The sequence below is a fragment of the Parafrigoribacterium mesophilum genome (genome assembly GCF_039652555.1).
GTDB lineage: Bacteria > Actinomycetota > Actinomycetes > Actinomycetales > Microbacteriaceae > Parafrigoribacterium > Parafrigoribacterium mesophilum.
On record NZ_JBDJAF010000003.1, the window covers coordinates 24,149 to 41,855 of the forward strand.

The 17,707-nt window shown below is 67.7% G+C and carries 16 protein-coding genes; 3 read left to right on the top strand and 13 right to left on the bottom strand.

Annotated features, from left to right (window positions below):
* The gene (locus tag ABFX56_RS11810; RefSeq protein ID WP_346233538.1) at nucleotides 1–1,194 is read right to left on the bottom strand and encodes an ABC transporter substrate-binding protein; all 1,194 of its coding nucleotides are present in this window, start codon (nucleotides 1,192–1,194) and stop codon (nucleotides 1–3) included.
* 217 nt (nucleotides 1,195–1,411) lie between these two features.
* Here ABFX56_RS11810 and paaK point away from each other — a divergent pair, with 217 nt between their 5' ends.
* A complete protein-coding gene (gene paaK / locus ABFX56_RS11815; protein WP_428834442.1) occupies nucleotides 1,412–2,731 on the top strand; it encodes a phenylacetate--CoA ligase PaaK in 1,320 nt (439 codons plus the stop codon).
* A gap of 11 nt (nucleotides 2,732–2,742) precedes the next feature.
* Nucleotides 2,743–3,417 (top strand): TetR/AcrR family transcriptional regulator, encoded by a 675-nt coding sequence (locus ABFX56_RS11820; RefSeq protein WP_346233540.1) that lies wholly within the window; start codon nucleotides 2,743–2,745, stop codon nucleotides 3,415–3,417.
* On the opposite strand, the gene paaZ is transcribed toward ABFX56_RS11820, so the two are convergent.
* From paaZ to ABFX56_RS11840, 4 genes are read right to left on the bottom strand one after another with little or no spacing between them, the layout of a single operon-like run.
* Nucleotides 3,387–5,453, bottom strand: a complete 2,067-nt coding sequence (gene paaZ, locus ABFX56_RS11825; RefSeq protein WP_346233541.1) for a phenylacetic acid degradation bifunctional protein PaaZ — start codon at nucleotides 5,451–5,453, stop codon at nucleotides 3,387–3,389. The genes ABFX56_RS11820 and paaZ overlap by 31 nt on opposite strands.
* Nucleotides 5,450–6,331, bottom strand: coding sequence for a 3-hydroxyacyl-CoA dehydrogenase family protein (locus ABFX56_RS11830; protein WP_346233542.1), 882 nt, complete (start codon nucleotides 6,329–6,331; stop codon nucleotides 5,450–5,452). Before ABFX56_RS11830 ends, paaZ begins: the two co-directional genes overlap by 4 nt.
* Nucleotides 6,328–7,071, bottom strand: a complete 744-nt coding sequence (locus tag ABFX56_RS11835) for an enoyl-CoA hydratase/isomerase family protein (protein WP_346233543.1) — start codon at nucleotides 7,069–7,071, stop codon at nucleotides 6,328–6,330. Before ABFX56_RS11835 ends, ABFX56_RS11830 begins: the two co-directional genes overlap by 4 nt.
* The gene (locus tag ABFX56_RS11840) at nucleotides 7,068–8,252 is read right to left on the bottom strand and encodes an acetyl-CoA C-acyltransferase (protein WP_346233544.1); all 1,185 of its coding nucleotides are present in this window, start codon (nucleotides 8,250–8,252) and stop codon (nucleotides 7,068–7,070) included. Before ABFX56_RS11840 ends, ABFX56_RS11835 begins: the two co-directional genes overlap by 4 nt.
* A 195-nt stretch (nucleotides 8,253–8,447) precedes the next feature.
* Between ABFX56_RS11840 and ABFX56_RS11845 the strand changes: the two genes are divergently transcribed.
* Nucleotides 8,448–9,992, top strand: coding sequence for a DUF222 domain-containing protein (locus ABFX56_RS11845; protein WP_346233545.1), 1,545 nt, complete (start codon nucleotides 8,448–8,450; stop codon nucleotides 9,990–9,992).
* Between the two features lie 16 nt (nucleotides 9,993–10,008).
* On the opposite strand, the gene ABFX56_RS11850 is transcribed toward ABFX56_RS11845, so the two are convergent.
* The 8 genes from ABFX56_RS11850 to ABFX56_RS11885 are packed head-to-tail and all read right to left on the bottom strand — an operon-like array spanning nucleotide 10,009 to nucleotide 17,705.
* Nucleotides 10,009–11,094, bottom strand: a complete 1,086-nt coding sequence (locus ABFX56_RS11850; protein ID WP_346233546.1) for an alpha/beta hydrolase — start codon at nucleotides 11,092–11,094, stop codon at nucleotides 10,009–10,011.
* Nucleotides 11,091–12,017, bottom strand: a complete 927-nt coding sequence (locus ABFX56_RS11855; RefSeq protein WP_346233547.1) for an alpha/beta fold hydrolase — start codon at nucleotides 12,015–12,017, stop codon at nucleotides 11,091–11,093. The genes ABFX56_RS11850 and ABFX56_RS11855 overlap by 4 nt, the downstream gene beginning before the upstream one ends.
* Complete coding sequence (locus ABFX56_RS11860) at nucleotides 12,014–12,676, bottom strand: TetR/AcrR family transcriptional regulator (protein ID WP_346233548.1); 663 nt, start codon at nucleotides 12,674–12,676, stop codon at nucleotides 12,014–12,016. The genes ABFX56_RS11855 and ABFX56_RS11860 overlap by 4 nt, the downstream gene beginning before the upstream one ends.
* On the bottom strand, nucleotides 12,673–14,226 hold the full coding sequence (locus ABFX56_RS11865) for a class I adenylate-forming enzyme family protein (protein WP_346233549.1): 1,554 nt from the start codon (nucleotides 14,224–14,226) through the stop codon (nucleotides 12,673–12,675). Before ABFX56_RS11865 ends, ABFX56_RS11860 begins: the two co-directional genes overlap by 4 nt.
* Nucleotides 14,223–15,335: a branched-chain amino acid ABC transporter permease gene (locus ABFX56_RS11870; RefSeq protein WP_428834443.1), complete on the bottom strand. Its 1,113-nt coding sequence runs from the start codon at nucleotides 15,333–15,335 to the stop codon at nucleotides 14,223–14,225. The genes ABFX56_RS11865 and ABFX56_RS11870 overlap by 4 nt, the downstream gene beginning before the upstream one ends.
* Nucleotides 15,332–16,207, bottom strand: a complete 876-nt coding sequence (locus tag ABFX56_RS11875) for a branched-chain amino acid ABC transporter permease (RefSeq protein ID WP_346233550.1) — start codon at nucleotides 16,205–16,207, stop codon at nucleotides 15,332–15,334. Before ABFX56_RS11875 ends, ABFX56_RS11870 begins: the two co-directional genes overlap by 4 nt.
* Nucleotides 16,204–16,947 carry an ABC transporter ATP-binding protein gene (locus tag ABFX56_RS11880; protein ID WP_346233551.1) on the bottom strand — a complete coding sequence of 248 codons (744 nt, stop codon included), beginning with the start codon at nucleotides 16,945–16,947 and terminating at the stop codon, nucleotides 16,204–16,206. The genes ABFX56_RS11875 and ABFX56_RS11880 overlap by 4 nt, the downstream gene beginning before the upstream one ends.
* On the bottom strand, nucleotides 16,944–17,705 hold the full coding sequence (locus tag ABFX56_RS11885) for an ABC transporter ATP-binding protein (RefSeq protein ID WP_346233552.1): 762 nt from the start codon (nucleotides 17,703–17,705) through the stop codon (nucleotides 16,944–16,946). The genes ABFX56_RS11880 and ABFX56_RS11885 overlap by 4 nt, the downstream gene beginning before the upstream one ends.
* Between the last annotated feature and the right edge of the window lie 2 nt (nucleotides 17,706–17,707).

Genomic DNA, 17,707 nt, shown 5'->3' on the forward strand with positions numbered 1-17,707 from the left:
CTAGTCCTTGTAGAGGTTCCAGCGACCGTTCTTCGCCTCGGCGAGGATCAACGCCGAGGCGTCCAACCCGGAGTGGTCCTGCGGTGTCATCTTGAAGATGCCGGAGATGCCCACATACCCGTCGGTCTTCTCGATCGCGTCGCGCAGTGCGGCCGGCTCGGTGCCGACCTTCTTCATGGCGGCCACGGCGATGTTCCAGGCGTCGAAGGCGTGTCCGGCGAAGCTGGACGGCTTGTCGCCGAACGCGGCGCTGTAGTCCTTGTTGAACTTCTCGATCACCTCGCGCTGCGGGTTGTTCGCCTCCAACTGGTCGACCACCAGAAGGCGACCCATCGGCGCGATGACGCCGGTGGCGGAGTCGCCTGCCGCGTCGAAGAACGCCGCGTTGGCGATGCCGTGCGACTGGTAGACCGGCTTGTTAACGCCGAGTTGCACGTACGCCTTCTGCGCCAGACCGGCCGAGGGGGTGATGCCCCAGATGAGCACAGCGTCGGCATCGGATGCGCGCACGTTGGTCATCTGTGGAGTGAAGTCAGTCGCGCTGGGCTCGAACGCCTCGGTCATTACCAGTTTGATGCCGAGATCGGCGCCCAGCTTGGTGATCGTGTCGGCCACTCCCTCGCCGAAGCCGGTCGCGTCGCGTACCAGGGCGAGTTTGGTGTAGCCCTTGGCTTTCGCGTCCTCGAGGATGCGCTGGATGACAACGACGTCGTTCTGCGCGGTCTTGAAGACCCACTTGGAGCCCTGCACGATGACGACGTTGGCCGCGATCGAGATCATCGGCAGCTCGGCGGCTTCGGCGATCGGCCGCATCGCCACGCTCGGGCCGGTGCGCGACGCGCCGATGATGAGGTCGACCTTGTCGCCCTGGATGAGCTTCGTCGTCGCCTTGGCGGCGCCGTCCTCGGTGGACTGGTCATCCTCGATGATCAGTTGAACCTGCCTGCCGTCGATTCCGCCGGCCTTCTCCAGCTGCTTCGCCAGCATGTTCAGCGTGTTCTGCTCCGGGACGCCCAGACTGGCGCCGACGCCGGTGATGTCCAGCACGGCGCCGATCTTGATCGGGCCGTCCGCGCTGGCGCCGGGCTCGGCCTTGTCGCCGCCGAGGTTGCTGGTGCTGCATCCGGTCAAGACCATCGCGAGCGACGCCACGACGACCAACGGGACGAGGCCCCGCCTGTGAGACTGCTTCATCGAAATCTCTCCTCCATTGGAATGTGATGTGATCGACCGTGACAATTGGTGACCGATCAATCGGTCACTAATTATGCTCGCGGCCCGGACGGTTTTGTCAAAACGAGATCGGATGGTGACCATCCGTTCGGAAACCTATTACCAACCGATCGTTCAGTGGGCATATAGTTTTGCTAGCCGACTGCGCCGTCGGCAACCGATTCCGCAATGGAGACCTATGTCAACGATGACCAAAACGCGATTGAGCGCGCCGTCCCGGTCCGAACTCGACCCCGAAGAGCGGATGTCCCGCGACGAGCTGGAATCCCTTCAACTGTCCCGGCTGCAGAGCACCGTGGCCCATGCCTATGCCCGCGTTCCGTTCTATCGAGCGAAGTTCGACGAGCTCGGGGTGCATCCGGACGACATCCGCAGCCTCGACGATGTGACGAAGTTGCCGCTCACCTCCAAGGAAGACCTGCGTCAGAACTACCCGTTCGGCATGTTCGCCGTCCCGATGAGCGAGGTGGCGCGGATCCACGCATCGTCGGGGACCACCGGACATCCGACCGTGGTCGGCTACACGAAGTCGGACCTGAACAACTGGGCCACCGTGGTCGCCCGCAGCCTGAGGGCATCCGGGGTGCGCCCCGGAATGATGGTGCACAACGCGTACGGCTACGGCCTGTTCACCGGGGGCCTGGGCGCCCACGACGGCATCGAGAAGCTCGGCGCCACGGTGATTCCGATGTCAGGGGGCCGCACCTCGCAACAGGTGCAGCTGATCCACGACTTCCAGCCCGACGTGGTCCTGTGCACGCCGAGTTATCTGCTCACCATCGTCGACGCCATGATCGCCGCCGGCGTGGACCCGAGGTCCACGAGCCTCAAGGTCGGCGTGCTCGGCGCCGAGCCGTGGACCAACCAGATGCGGGCAGAACTGGAAGAACGCCTCGACATCGACGCGCTGGACATCTACGGCCTGTCCGAGGTGATGGGGCCCGGCGTTGGCAATGAGTGCATCGAATCCAAGGACGGTCCGCACATCTGGGAGGACCAGTTCCTGCCCGAGATCATCGACGAGAACACTGGCAAAGCCCTGCCAGACGGCACCAGGGGCGAACTGGTGTTCACCTCGCTGACGAAGCAGGCGTTTCCGGTGATCCGGTACCGCACCCGCGACCTCACCAAGCTGCTGCCCGGGACCGCGCGGCCGTCGATGCGACGCATCGAGAAGATCACCGGCCGCGACGACGACATGATCATTCTGCGCGGAGTGAACATGTTCCCCACTCAGATCGAGGAGATCGTGCTCGGCGTCAACGGTCTGTCGCCGCATTTCGTGCTCGAGCTGAGCCGGCCGGCGCGGTTGGACGAGTTGACGGTGCGCGTCGAGCGGCGTGAGGACGCCGACGGGACGACCGTCGAGCGGGCCAGCGTTGAGCTCGTCCGGCGCGTGAAGAGTGAGATCGGATCAACGGTGCAGGTGGTGATCGCAGAGCCCGGAACGCTCGAGCGCAGCACCGGAAAGCTCAAACGTCTCTACGACTTGCGTTAGTGCCGCATCCGATGCCTAAGAGATCAGCGCCAGCACTGGCGGCGCCCGCGCCGTCGACGCGACGGCGTGGTCGGCCAGGCTACGACCAGCAGTCGGTGCTCGAGATCGCGGTCGCCGCGTTCAACGAGTTCGGCTATGACGCGACGTCAATGGGGATGCTGGCATCCCGTCTCGCCCTGTCGAAATCGGCGATCTACCACCACTTCTCCTCCAAGGAGGAACTGCTCCAGGTCGCCCTCGACGTTGCCCTGATCGGGCTGGAGGAAATCCTGACGCACGAGCAGGCCCAATCCGGTCCCGCCGCCGACCGGCTCGATTTCATCCTGCGCGGCGCGGTGAAGGTGTTGGTGACCCGGCAACCGTACGTGACCCTGCTGCTGCGCCTGCACGGCAACACCGTGGTGGAGCGCAATGCGCTTGCCCGCCGGCGCGCATTCAGCGGCACGGTCGCCGCCCTGCTGCTGACGGCGCGGGACGAGGGCTCGGTGAGAAGCGACATCGACCCGGCCGTCGTGGCCCGGCTGCTGTTCGGCATGATCAACTCGATCGTGGAGTGGTACCGGCCGGACGGCCCAGAAGACGCCGACCGGCTAGCCGACGACGTGCTCACCATCGCGTTGGACGGCCTGCGTGAGCCCGCCCGCCCCGCGCGCGATTACTTGGCGACCAGCGTGAGGACGTCGTAGGTCGCGACCGTGTCGTCGTTCTGGTTCTGCAGCAGCGCGTCCCAGCAGACCTCGCCGTAGTCGTCGTTCTCACGCGGCGTGATGCGCTTGGCGGTGAGGGTGACCCGGATGCTGTCACCCGGCGACACCGGCGTGATGAATCGCAGGTTCTCCAGCCCGTAATTGGCCAGCACCGGACCCGGCGCCGGGTCGACGAACAGGCCTGCCGCCCAGGAGACGAGCAGGTAGCCGTGCGCCACGATGCCGGGGAAGAACGGGTTCGCCGCGGCCGCTTCGGCGTTCGTATGGGCGTAAAAGGTGTCACCGGTGGACGCCGCGAACGCGCTGATGTCGTCCAGGGTGACGGTGCGCGGCTTGGAGACGACGGCATCGCCGATCCGCAGTGTCGCCAGCGACTTGCGGAACGGATGCTCGCCGTTCGCCTCACGAGTCGCGCCGGTGAACCACTGCCCGGTGATCGCGGCGAGCATGTCAGGCGAACCCTGCACCGCAGTGCGCTGCATGTGATGCAGCACCGAGCGGATGCCGCCAAGTTCCTCGCTGCCCCCGGCACGGCCGGGTCCGCCGTGCACGAGGTGCGGGACGGGCGAACCGTGACCCGTGTTGGAGCGGGCGTCGTCCCGGTCCAGCACCAGGGTGCGGCCGTGGTGCGCGGCGATACCCAGCACGAGCCGCCTGGCCACATCGGGATCGTGCGTGGCCACGGTGGCCACAAGGGAGCCGCCGCCGAGGGCAGCCAGCCTCACGGCGTCGTCCACGTCGGTGTAGCCCACCACCGAAGCGACCGGCCCGAAGGCCTCGATCGTGTGCGCGGCCGGCGTGTTCGCATCCGCGAAACGCAGCAGCACCGGTGCCATGAACGCGCCGGCCTCGGCGGTGCCGGTGGTTCCGTCGCCGCGCCGCACGCTGGGTTCGTCGAGCGATCCGATGACGATCTCGCCACCGGCGGCGACCAGTTCGCGCACCCGGCCGACTACTTCGCGCTTCTGTTCCCGGCTGACCAGCGCGCCCATGGTGACGCCCTCGGCACGTGGGTCGCCGACCACCACCCGATCGGCAATCCGCTGTGCCGTCGCCCTTATCACGTCGTCGACGAGCCCGACCGGTACGATGGCGCGGCGGATGCTCGTGCACTTCTGGCCGGCCTTGACTGTCATCTCGGTGACGAGGGACTTCACGAAGGCCTCGAATTCCGGGGTGGAGGCGTCGGCATCCGGGCCGAGGATGGCCGCGTTGAGCGAGTCGGTCTCGCTGAGGAACCGCACACCGCCGGACACGACACCGTGGTGTTCCCGGAGTTTGTCGGCCGTGGAGGCGGAGCCGGTGAAGGCAACCAGGTCGCGGTAGTCGAGGTGCTCGAGCAGGTCGCGGGCGCTGCCAGAGACCAGCTGCAGCGACCCGTTGGGCAGCAGTGCCGAGTCAACCATCCGGCGCACGACGGCTTCCGCGAGGTAGCCGGTCGGGGTGGCCGGCTTGACGATGGTGGGTACACCGGCGAGGAAGGCCGAGGCGAACTTCTCCAGCATGCCCCAAACCGGGAAATTGAACGCGTTGATCTGCACGGCGACGCCCGGGATACGGGTGTAGATGTGCTGGCCGAGGAAGGAGCCGTCCTTGGAGAGCTGCTCGACCGGACCGTCGAGATACACCTGGGTGTTGGGCAATTCCCGTCGGCCCTTGGACCCGAACGTGAACAGCACGCCGATGCCGCCGTCGATGTCCACCATGGAGTCCCCGCGGGTGGCGCCGGTGCGTGCAGAGATCTCGTACAGCTGATCGCGCATCCCGTTCAGCGCGCCGGCGAGCGCCTTCAGCACGAGGGCGCGCTGATGGAAGGTGAGCCTGCCGAGCGCGGCCTGTCCGACCGTGCGGCCATACTCCACCACCGAGGCGAGGTCCAGGCCCGCGTCGCTCACGGACGCGATAGTGGCGCCGGTACTGGCGTCGCGCACTTCGGTGCCCGTTGTCTCCGCGCCCGCGGCAGCGGGCTCCGGGGTCCACCAGGAGCCCTTGACGTAACTCGGTACGACGGTCATTGCTTGCCTGCTTCCGTTGCGGTCCACTCGTAAAACCCCTGACCCGACTTCCGGCCGAGTTGGCCGCGCTCCACCATGGACCGCAGCAGCGTCGGCGGGCGGAACCGCTCGCCGAGTTTCTCGTGCAGGTATTCGGCAATGCCCAGTCGCACATCCAGCCCGACGATGTCGGTGAGCCGCAGCGGGCCGACCGGATGCTTGTACCCGAGCACCATCGCGGCGTCGATATCCTGGGGCGAGGCGACGCCCTCCTCCACCATGCGGATCGCCTCCAGGCCGAGGGCGACGCCGAGCCGGGAGCTGGCGAAGCCCGGCGCGTCGGCGACGACGATGGGGGTCTTGCCCAGGGCGTTCACCCAGCCGGAGGCCAGGTCGACGAGCTCCGGATCGCTGCGTTCGCCCACGATGATTTCCACCAGTCCCGAGGCGGGGACCGGGTTGAAGAAGTGCAGGCCGCACAGCCGGGCCGGGCGGGTCAACTGCTCGGCGAGCGAGGTCACCGACAGCGACGAGGTGTTGGTGGCCAGCCACGCCTGGGGGCCGAGGAGGTCCTCGACGCGGCGGAGAGCCTCGGCCTTCATCGAGAAGTCTTCGGGCACGGCCTCGACGACCAGTCCGGCGTCGGCGAAGGCAGCATAGTCGGTCACCACAGCGACGCGCGCGCTGAGAGCGTCAAGGGACTCCGAGGTGGTGCCCCGGTCGATACTGGCCTGCAGCGCGCTGCGCACGTGCTCGCGGGCGGCGGCGGCGCTGGGTTCGTCGCGCTCGACGATGGTGACGGCCACCCCGGACACGCAGAATGCGTGGGCGATTCCCGAGCCCATCCTGCCTCCGCCCAGAACGCCCACGTGGGCGGGCAGCCGATCGTCGGAGCTCATCGCTTTCTCCGTTCCAGGAACGCCGTCATCCTGGCCAGCTTCTGCTCGGATTCGAACAGTTCGGCCTGCGCGATCTCGTCGACCCGCGGATGCTCGCTGCGCGGCGCCGCGAGCACCGACTTGGTGAGCTGGAGGGCGCGCGGGTCCCAGGCAAGGATGCGGTCGGCAAGGGCGTCGGCGGCCGCCAGGAGCGCGCCCGGTTCGTGCACCTCGGTTACCAGGTGCACGAGGAGCGCTTCCTGCGCGGTGAGGATGCGCCCGGCCAGCAGCACCTCTTTCGCAATGGGCTCGCCGACCAATTCGGTGAGCCGCCACAGCGCGCCGGCGGCGGCGATGATGCCCAGGCCCGGTTCCGGGTTGCCGATCTTCGCCATCGTCGAGGCGATGCGGAAGTCGGCGGCGTAGGCCAGTTCCGCGCCGCCGCCCAGCGCGTATCCGTCGATCGCGGCGATCACGGGCATCGGCAGCGCGGCGATGCGGAGAAACAGGTTCGAGTTGATGCCGGCGTGGGCATCCGCGCTGCGCCGCTCGAGCAGTTGCCGGATGTCTGCCCCCGAGGCGAAAACCCCACCGCTGCCGGAGATGATCAGTACCCGTGGGTTTCTCTCCAGTTCCTGGCACACCTCGTGAAAAGCATCAACCATCGCCTGGTCGATCGCGTTGCGCACGTCGGGGCGGTTCAGGGTGACGTGCCACCTGTCGTCGTGCTCGGTGACGAGCAGGCCGCTGGAGCCGGTCATGCCCGCTCCACGGCGAGCGCCGCGCCCTGGCCGACGCCGACGCACATGGTCGCGAGGCCGCGAGTGGCGTCTTCGCGTTCCATCCGCCCGAGCAGGGTGATCAGGATGCGGGTGCCGGACGCGCCGAGCGGATGCCCGAGCGCGATGGCGCCGCCGTCGCGGTTGACGATGTCGGCGTTCAGCTTCAGGCGGCGGATGCAGGCCAACGACTGGGTGGCGAACGCTTCGTTGAGCTCGACGGCGTCGAGGTCGTCGACGCCGAGCCCCAGGCGCTGCAGCAGTTTGGTGGTGGCCGGCACGGGGCCGAGCCCCATCACCTCCGGGGCGACACCGGCGCTCGCCCCGCCGAGGATGCGCGCCCGCGGCTGCAACCCGTACCGTTCGACCGCGTCGGCGCTGGCGACGAGGATCGCCGCGGCGCCGTCGTTGAGCGGGCTCGAGTTGCCGGCCGTGACCACACCGTCTGATCGGACGATGGAACGCAACCGTGCCAAAGCGTCGATGCTGGTGTCCCGACGCGGTCCTTCGTCGGAGTCGACGACGCCCTTCCCGGTTTCCACGCCCACGATTTCGGCGGCGAAGCGTCCGGCATCCTGGGCGACCACGGCGCGCTGGTGGGAGGCCAGCGCGAACCGGTCCGCATCGTCGCGGCTGATCTTGTCGAGGTCCGCGACCTCCTCGGCCGTCTCGGTCATCGAGTAGGTGGCCTTGTCGCGCTTCAGGAATCGCGGGTTCGTGAACCGCCAGCCGATCGACGTGTCGGCGATCTCGCCGGGACGCGCGAATGCCTTCGTCGGTTTCGCCGTGACCCAGGGTGCGCGGGACATCGACTCGACTCCCCCGGCCAGCACCAGTTCGGCCTCGCCTGCCTTGATCGACTGCGCGGCAAGGGTGACGGCCGCGAGCCCGGATGCACAGAGCTGGTTGACGGTGACGCCCGGCACGTGGTCGGGCAGTCCCGCCAGCAGGGAGGCCATCCTGGCGACGTTGCGGTTGTCTTCGCCTGCCTGGTTGGCCGCGCCGAAGAGGACCATATCGATGGCGTCCGGATCGACCCTGGTACGAGCGATGGTCTCGGCAAGCACGAGGGCGGCCAGGTCGTCCGGCCTGACTCCGGAGAGCGCTCCGCCGTACCGACCCATCGGGGTGCGCACGCCGCCAACCAAGAATGCTTCCGTCACTGACTGTTGTCCTCTTCGATAACCCCTGAATGACCGTTCGTTCTGTAAAGACTGTCATGGCTGTCGGGCTCGGTCAAACGAGTCCGAGCAGTTCGCCTTCCCAAGCCTTCTCCTCCACAGTCCAACGGAGAAGATCTTATCCACAGATCGACGAATATCCTTGCCACTTGTATTCGCTTGTAGGAAAATTGGTACATGTCCAGTTCCGAGAGTGTGTTCGACACAGCGATTGCGTCGGTAACCGCTGCCGTCGAGCAATTGCCCAGCGAATTGGCCCCAGTCAAAGCACTCGACGACTCGGCACTACTTGACGCGCAACGCCGCCTCGCCTCCGCCCGCACGAAGCTGGATGCCTGCGCCTCCATGCTCGCTGGCGAGACCGGGTACCGGTCCCGGCACGACCTCGGCCTCACCGGTTTGGCACAGCGGGAGGGCTTCCGAACCCCGGAAGCCCTTGTGCAACACACGACAGGCGGCAGCGCCCGTCAGGCCACCACGTTGGTCACTGTGGGCACCATGATCCGCGATGCAATCACCAGCCAGAGCTCTGACGACAGCAGCGGCGACGGTGCCGACGATACCTATGCCGTCCACGAACCCTGGCTGACCGCTGTCGGCACCGCCGTCAACACCGGATTACTCTCCGCGGAGGCCGCCAGAGCCATCCGCACCGGACTGGGCCAGCCCACCGGCGATGCGCCAAGCGATGCCGAAACCTCCGGCGTCACCCCGGAAATGCTCGCCGACGCCGCGGCCAGACTGCTGCAGGAATCAGGCAAGCTCAACGTCGACGAACTGCTCAAACGAGCCCGCGAATTGCGGGACGAATTGGACGAGGAAGGCATCGCCGCCCGAGAGACGGCGATCTACGAGCAACGCTCCTTCCGACGGGTGAAGCGGTCGAACGGAGTCAGCCGGTTCATCCTCGACCCCGACCTGGAGACCGGCGCCTACCTGGACGACCTGTACGACAAGATGACCTCCCCGCGCCGCGGCGGGCCCCGGTTCATCGATCCGGCGGACCAGGCTTGGGCAGAAGCCGTCGCCAACGACGAACGCAGCCTGGACCAATACGTTCACGACAGCATCACCGCACTGCTGCGTCTTGGCGTCAACGCCGACTTGCGCGACACCCGCACGATCGTCGGCCCCCGCATCCCCGCGGTCCGTGTGCTCACGACGGCAGGCGACATCACGAGCATCACCACCGGCACCGGCACGGCGACCGGCATCAGCACCGGTCCCGTCGGGCACGGGCGCATCGAAGGCTGCGGCGTTCCCGTCTCCCTGGAGACGGTGCAGCGCATAGCGTGCACCGGCGGCACCATCCCGATCCTCTTCGACGACAACGGCCAGGTCCTGGACCTCGGCCGGGAACAACGGCTGTTCACTCCGGCGCAGAAGATCGCAATCAGCGCACGCGACGGCGGATGCATGTGGACCGGCTGCGACAGCCCGCCAGGCGCCACCGAAACACACCACATCGACCAGTGGGACCGGGACCACGGGAACACCGACGTCGCCCTCGGCATCCTCCTCTGTCGGCACCACCACCTGTTGCTCCACAACAACCACTGGAACATCATCCTCAGAGACGGCAGCTATTGGCTCATCCCGCCGCCCGACATCGACCCGGCACAGACACCTCGGCCGCTCGCCTCCAAGAGCGCCGCTCTCGCCGACCTGCAACGTCAGCTCACCGACCTGCAACGACAGACCGGCCCAGTCACCACTGGTTAGGCGCAGTCACCACTCGTTAGTTGCGCTGACCGAGGCCCAGTTGTTCCACCACTGCAGCCACGAAGCGGTCGGGATGCTCGAGGTGCGGAGAGTGCCCGCAGTCCTGAAGCGCCAGCTCCGTCACCTGCCCGCCGGCGTCACGGTAGGCATCCAAAACAGCTCGCGTCTGGGCGATCATCGGCTGCGGCGGCGCCGTCTCTGCGCCCGGCCACCCGGGGATAACCCCGAGTTGGCCCAGATAGTTGAGGTCGAAGAGCGACGTGTCCGAGACGATCACGTCGGCCACTCCCCGGATCCACAACACCGGCGGCTTGTCCGCGATGTCGACAATGCCCGACGCGTTGAAGTATTGGGGCGCCATGGTATTCAGCACGCCGGCCTTACCAGCGGCGAACCCCGGCCAACTCTCGGAGGCCACCGAATCCCCCGGATAGTTCCCCTCCCCGATGGCGGTCGTGAGCATCGACTCCACCCAGAGGTCCTCGTGCTCCGACTGATAGCCCTCAGCCACGTAGGAAGAGCGGAAGACGCTGCGCGGCGAGGTCGGTGCCGCATCGGTGCGGTCTTCGGCGACGATGCGCGCGATGAAGTCGGGGTTCGCTCCCCCGGCCCCGCACCCGGCGGCATCCGTGGTCAGCATCCGCCCGTCGATGCCGCCCGTGCCGCCGAAGCCGAACGGCGACACCGGTGACACCAGCGTCAGGCTCGCAACCTGCTGCGGATGGTCGATGAGGTAGCGCATCACCACTCCGCCGCCCATGCTCCAACCGACCAGGTGTACGCGGTCTACCTCGAGCGCGTCGAGCACGGCGGCAACGTCATCCGAGTAGTCGGCCAGGCCGCGGGTCGCGTCCACCGGGAGCGTTTCACTGTCACCGAATCCGCGCAAATCGATGGCGAGCACCCGCAGGTGGCTGGGCAGCATCAGCATGACCGGCTGCCAGAACGACGACGATGAGACGTTGCCGTGGATGAAGGCGATGGTGGCGGTCTGCTCTGGCGCCACGGTCTGCTCCGGCGCCGGCGTCCGCTCCAGCACGTTGGCCTGCAACCGCCCCGCCGATACCCGGCGGGCGGTGATGCCGTCGAACAGGGTGGTCATGTCAGCTCCTTATGCGTGTCGTGATCGATGTCCCTGGCCAGCTGGGCTGTGTCGCGCACCGCGGTGGCGACGGCGGCCGCGCCCCGATCCGACATCACGATGGTGTAGTGGTTCACGCCGTCCACGTTGCGGACGGTCAGGCTGGGGACTCGCCGGTGCCAGCGGGCCACATCCTCTGGCGAGTACAGCGCCCGCGGCTCGTTCTGCAGGCCGCGCTCGGCCCGCAGGAACGTGGTCGGATGCGCGAGCGAGTGGAGCGCCTGGATCACGGTGTCGCTGCCGCTGAGTTCCGCGGAATCTTCGGCCACGGCCTGATACGCGGTGGCCGCATGCCAGTGCCCTTCCCCGCCGGTGAGGTCGTAGTCGATGTAGCCGGCCACCGTGTCGTTCCAGTCGTGAACGAACGCCGGGTGCACCTTCCAGAACCGGGCATACTCCTGGCGGCTGCTGAAGGTCATCGACAACCGCTCGGCGGCCGGGCCGAGGACGGCGCGGGTGAAGTCCTCGCTACTCGTTCCCTCCGGCACGGTCAACGGCAGCCCGCCGTCGACGAGCACGAGCCCGGACACCCGGCTCGGATGCCGATGGGCCAGCACCACAGACGCGAACGCTCCCATCGAGTGACCCACCACCAGTGCCCGGTCCACGCCGAACCCGTCGAGCACCCGCGCCAGGTCATCGGCGTGCTGCGCCATGCCGAACGGACCACGGAGTGCGTTGCTTCGGCCCCGGCCCCGGAGGTCGGGCGCGATGATGCGCAGCCCTGGCAGGTGCCCGGCAACCAGCGGCCAGCACCGGTGCGACGCGGTCACACCATGCACGGCGAGCACCACCGGTGCATCCTGGTGCCCCCAGGCGCCCACGGCGAGGTCGCCGCCGTCCACCGGCACGGTCCCCAGTCGGTAGTTCTTCGAGTCAGTCATTGGCTGTCCTTTCTCGCGTCGACTGGTTCCGCCGCGCCCAGCCCGCGCGTGATGAACTGCATCATCTGTTCGAAGACCTCGTCGGGCACCCGGGAGGTGCCACTGGCGGTGGGATCGCTGTCGTCGCCCGCCCGATCGCCGTCGCCCCAGAGCACCCACCGCATCCCGACCATTTCGCCGATGCCCATCAGAATCCAGGCCGCGACGGCGGGATCGATCGGACCCACCTCGCCGGCATCGCGGGCCGCGGTGAGGCCCTGGATGTATCCCTCGACGATGCGGGTGTAGTGCAGTTTCAGGGCACGTGGCGAAACGAACTCCGCCTCCCGCACGATGCGGTACAGCGCGGGATGGGCAGCGGTGAATTCGAAGAACCCGCGGAACCCGACGCGTTCGGCCTCCAATCGGGTGGTCGCCGTGGCGGCGGCCTGCGTCATGGCGTGCCGCACTCGCCGGTTCAGGTCCTCCACCAGTTCCTCGAAAATTTCCAGCTTTCCGCCGAAGTAGAGGTAGAAGGTGCCCTGGGCCACGCCGGCGTGTTCGGTGATCCGCACGATGGATGCCGCGTTGTAACCGTTGGCGGAGAAGACCTCTTCCGCGGCCGCCAGCAGTTTGGCGCGGGTGCGGGTGCCCCGTTCGGTGCGCGGTGCGTCCGTCATCTCGTGCTCCTCGTCGATGGCTTCGCGGTGTTGCGGTAGTGGTCCGCCATCACCCTGCGAAGGATCTTGTTGCCGCCGGAGCGGGGGATCTGCTCCACGAACACGACTGCCTTGGGAATCTTGAACGCTGCGAGCTTGCCGGTGCAGAAGCTGAGCAGGTCTTGCTCGTCGGTGGCCACGCCCGCTCTGACCACGATGGCGGCGATGCCGACCTCGCCCCAGCGTTCGTCGGGGACTCCGAAGACGGCGATGTCGGCGACGGCTGGATGCCCGGCCAGCACGTTTTCCACTTCCGCAGGGGAGATGCTTTCGCCACCGGAGATGTACATGTCCGAGATCCTGTCGATCACCTGGTAGTAGCCCTCGGCGTCGCGGTGCACGAGGTCGCCGGTGTGCAGCCACCCGTCGTGAAGGGCGAGCGCGGTGAGTTCGGGCGCGCGGAAGTATCCGGCGAAGACGCTGGGGCCGCGAACGAGAAGCTCGCCGGTGGCCGGGCCGTCCAGGGGTTCGCCGGTGACCGCGTCGGCGACGGCGACCTCGACGTGCGGGTACGGCTTGCCGGCCAGTCCCACCTTGCGGCGGGCGTCTTCGTCGGGAAGGCAGAGCACGTTCGGGGACGCCTCGGTGAGTCCGTAACCCTGGGTGAGTGCGACTCCTCTGGCGTGCCAGGTGCGCAGCAGCGGTTCGGGCATCGGTGCGCCGCCGACGATGGCGTGGCGCAGGCTGGACAGGTCGGCGTCGGCGAACGACGGATGCTGGGCGAGGAACAGGTAGTTCGCCGGCACTCCCATCGTCGTGGTGATGTGGCGTTCCTTGATCAGCTGCAGCACCCGGCCGGGGTCGAAGGTGCGCTCCAGCACCACCGTCGCGCCGACCCACCAGGCCAAGAGCGGCTGCACGTTCCAGCCGCCGACGTGGTACTGCGGCATGACGGCCAGAACGGTGTCCGAGCTGGTGATCTCGGCGATGCGGGACAGCGCGAGGTTGGTCCAGAAGCAGTTCGAGTGGGTGAGGATCGCTCCCTTGGGCTGTCCCTGGGTTCCGGAGGTGAAGATGATGAGCAGGGCGTCGTCGTCTCGCACATCCTGCCTGCCGGCCGCTTCGCCGAGACGGGTGCGAGCCGTCACGCGGGCCTCGATGCCGCCGCTGCCGAGGGCGGCGACCGGTGGCGGCGACAGCAGCCTCTTGCGTGCCGCCGCTGCGAGGGTGTCGAATTCGTCCTCGACGAGCAGCAGAGCCGGGTCGGCCTGGTCGATCTGCAGTGCGAGTTCACGCGGCGACAGTCGCCAGGACAGTGGCACCAGTGCGAGTCCAGCTTTCGCACACGCGAAGAACAGCACCACCTGATCGGCGCTGTTGCCGGTGATGGTGGCGATCCGGTCGCCGATGCGGTAGCCGCTGGCCCGCAGCTGCTGTGCCAGGCGTGAGGCCCGGTCATCCAGGTCGCGGTAGGTGAGCACCACGCCGCGGTCGTCGACGGCGATGCGGTCGCCGGTGGCCAGGGCTCGATCTCTGGTCCACCGGCCGAGGGTGTGCAGTTCGTCGGTCATACCACCTCCTCCAGAACGTCCCGCGCGTCTTTCGCACGTTGCCCGCGCCGCGACAGTCTCAGCGCCACCCCCGCGATGCCGCCGGGCAGGAACAGAACCACGAGGATAAACAACGATCCCAGAAGGAACATCGGCTCGGACAGCGGAACACGCAAGACATCGGGCAAGGAGTTGATCGCGTCGGAAGACGCCAGCGCCGTCAGCCGTTGATCCAGCAGCGTGTAGACCACCCCGCCGATCACGGCGCCCCAGCGCAGCCCCACGCCGCCGAGCACGACGATGACCAGGATGGTGAGGGTGAAATCCGCCGATGCCAGGCGTTGGGTTGCGCTGCTCTGCAGCAGGAGATAGGCCATGCCGACCACGGTCGCCAGCACTCCCGCCACGACGAAGGTGAGCAGTTTGATGAAGTACGGGCGGATCCCGATCACCCGTACTCTCAGTTCGTTCTCGCGGGTGGCGACGGCGACGTGTCCGGCACGGGAGTGTTCGAACCAGCTGCTGATCAAGAACACCGCGACGAGCACGGCCAGGCACAGCCAGTAGAGGTTCCGGGTGTTCAGCACGCCCACGAGCAGGTCGGGCACGTGGGTGGTGTCCAGCGCCAGTCCCTCGTCGCCGCCGGTCAGCTTGCCGGGGTTCTTGCGGACCAGCACGGCGCCGGCCTGCGCGAAGGCGAGGGTCACCATGGCGAAGGAGATTCCGGTCACCCGGAGGCTCAGTGCCCCGACCACGCCGGCCAGCAGCACCCCCACCGCCAGGGTGGCGCCGATCGCGGGAAGCAGTTCCAGGCCGAAGTGCTTCAGCGCGATACCGAGGCCATAGGCACCGGCGGCGAAGTACAGCGCGTGTCCGAAGGACAGCAGTCCCGCAACGCCGAAGATCAGGTGGTAGCTGAGCGCCAGTGCTGCGATGAGCATGCTGAACGCGAGAAGTTGCAGGGTTCCCGGCGTGTAGGTGGGTCCGGGAAGAACACCCGGGATGCTGAGGTTGAGCAGCGGAAGACAGGCCAGGAGTGCCACGAGGGCAGCCGCCAGTGACCAGCTGGCCCACGGCCGGCGCAGCGTCCGGGAGAGCGTGTGGCGATTCATCCGTGGCGTGCGCCTCATGACCGGCTCCCCAGAAGTCCGCGCGGTCTCACCAGGAGCACCGCGGCGAGCAGCAGGACCACCATCAGGTCTCCGGTGCCGCCCCAATAGAAGTTCGCGAACTGCTGCAGTACGGCGACGAGCGCCGAGGCGATGGCGGCGCCCGCGAGGGAGCCGAGTCCGCCGATGACGGTGACGATGAACGCGAAGATCAGCAATGATCCGCCGAGTGCCGGCGAGACGTATCCGTAGTAGTGCGAGGCGAGCACACCGCCGAGGCCGGCGGCCGCTCCGCCGATCGCGAAGACCACTGTGAAAGAACGGCGCACGTCGATGCCAAGGGCGGTCACCATCGGCCGGTTCTCGACACCGGCCCGGATAACGAGACCGTACCGGGTGTGGCGCAGGAACAGCACGATCGCGACCAGTACGGCGACGGCGGCGAAGATGAGGAGGAACCGGTCATTGGGGATTGTGGCACCGAGCACCTGCGTCGTACCGGTGAGCCAGGCTGGACCGTCGACATACACCGGGTCGGTGCCCCAGATCCCCTCGAACAGGGCGACGGTCGCCAGGGCGAGTCCCACGGTGACCAGCACCTGTTCGATGTGCCGTTCGTAGAGCTTTCGGATCAGGAAGAATTCGGTGGCTGCGGCGAAAGCCGCGCCCACCGCGGCGCCCAGCACGAGCGAAAGGATCAGGGTGATCCAGCTGTCTCCACCGAGGCGTCTGGCCAGCTCCCATCCGGCGAACGCGCCGAGAGACAGGAACGCGCCGTGCGCGAAATTCAGCACGCCCATCAACCCGTAGATCAGGGACAGTCCGGAGGAGACCAGGAAGTACAGCGCACCCAGTCCGAGGCCGGTGATGAGAAGCAGCACGATGGTACTCATCGGTCCTCCCCCACGTTCTGGCCCGTCGCATTCGCCTCGGCGTGGACACCGAGGTGACGGAGGATGAGGTTGTGGTCGTCAAGGAAATCGGCGGCGCTGCCGGTGTGCACCACCCGGCCCGCGGCCAGGACGATGACGCCGTCGGCGAGTTGCCGCACCACGGCCAGGTTCTGCTCGACGAGAAGAATCGGCACGCTGCGCGACGCGGCGGCCAGGGCGGCGGTCACCTCGCTGACGATAATCGGCGCGAGGCCCTTGGTGGGTTCGTCAACGAGCAGCAGGCCGTTGCTGTTGATCAGCGCCCGCGCCAGCGAGAGCATCTGCTGCTGGCCCCCGGAGAGGGTGCCGGCGCGCTGGCCGGCGCGGTCCTGGAGGTCGGGGAAGAGCTCGGCCACGAACCGGCGGTGCGGGTCGCGGTCCCGCTCGGCCAGGCGCAGGTTCTCGGCGACGGTGAGTCCGGCGAACACCTCGCGGTCTTCTGGCACGTAGCCGATGCCGCGCTGCACGATCCGGTGGGTGCGTTCCTTGCCGATTGGCGTGCCGGCGAACACGACGTCGCCGCGTCGTTCGATGAGGCCGAGGATGGCGCGGATGGTACTGGTCTTGCCCACGCCGTTGCGGCCGAGCAGGGCGGTAACCCCGCGGGCGGGCACCTCGAAGCTGACGTCCTCGACCACCTGCTGCCCGGCGATTCTGGCGCTGAGCCCGTGCACGCTGAGGATGGGGGCGGCGCTGCTCATGCGACCTCCCCCAGATAGGCGCTCTGCACCAGCGGGTCGGCCATGACCACCTCGGGCCGGTCACAGGCCAGCAGCTGGCCGTGGTGCATGACAGCCACCCGGTCGACCAGGCCCAGAACGACGTCGATGTGGTGCTCCACCATGAGCACCGTGCGGCCGCTGCCCTGGTGCAGGCGACGGATGACCTCGGTCAGCTCCGGGACGTCGCCGGAGGCCACGCCGGCCATCGGCTCGTCCAACAGGATGACGGTGGGTTCGGTGGCCAGCAGCATCGCCACCTCCAGCTTGCGTTTGTCGCCGTGGGAGAGCACTCCGGCCAGGGTGGTGGCGTGCCGTGCCAATCCCACCTCATCCAGGCGCCGCATCGCCGTGCCGGTCGCGGCATCCGAAGCGTGCGGGAATTTGGTGATGGACAGGCTGCCGCCCAGCTCGGTCTGGGCCGCCAGCCGCACGTTCTCTATCGCGCTGAGCCCATTGAACAGGCTCGAAGTCTGGAACGTGCGGCCCAGGCCGGCGCGCGCCCTGCGGTGGATCGGCATCCGGGTGACGTCGCGCCCGCCCAGCCGGATCGTGCCGGAGGTGGGCGCGAGCACTCCCGAGATGAGGTTGAACAGGGTGGTCTTGCCGGCTCCGTTCGGGCCGATCACTCCCAGCATCTCGCCGGCGGGGACCTGCAGCGTGACATCCTCGAGGATGCTCGCACCGCCGATCGTCAGGCTCAGCCCCTCCACCGACAGCGCGCTCTGGTTCGCGGTCACCG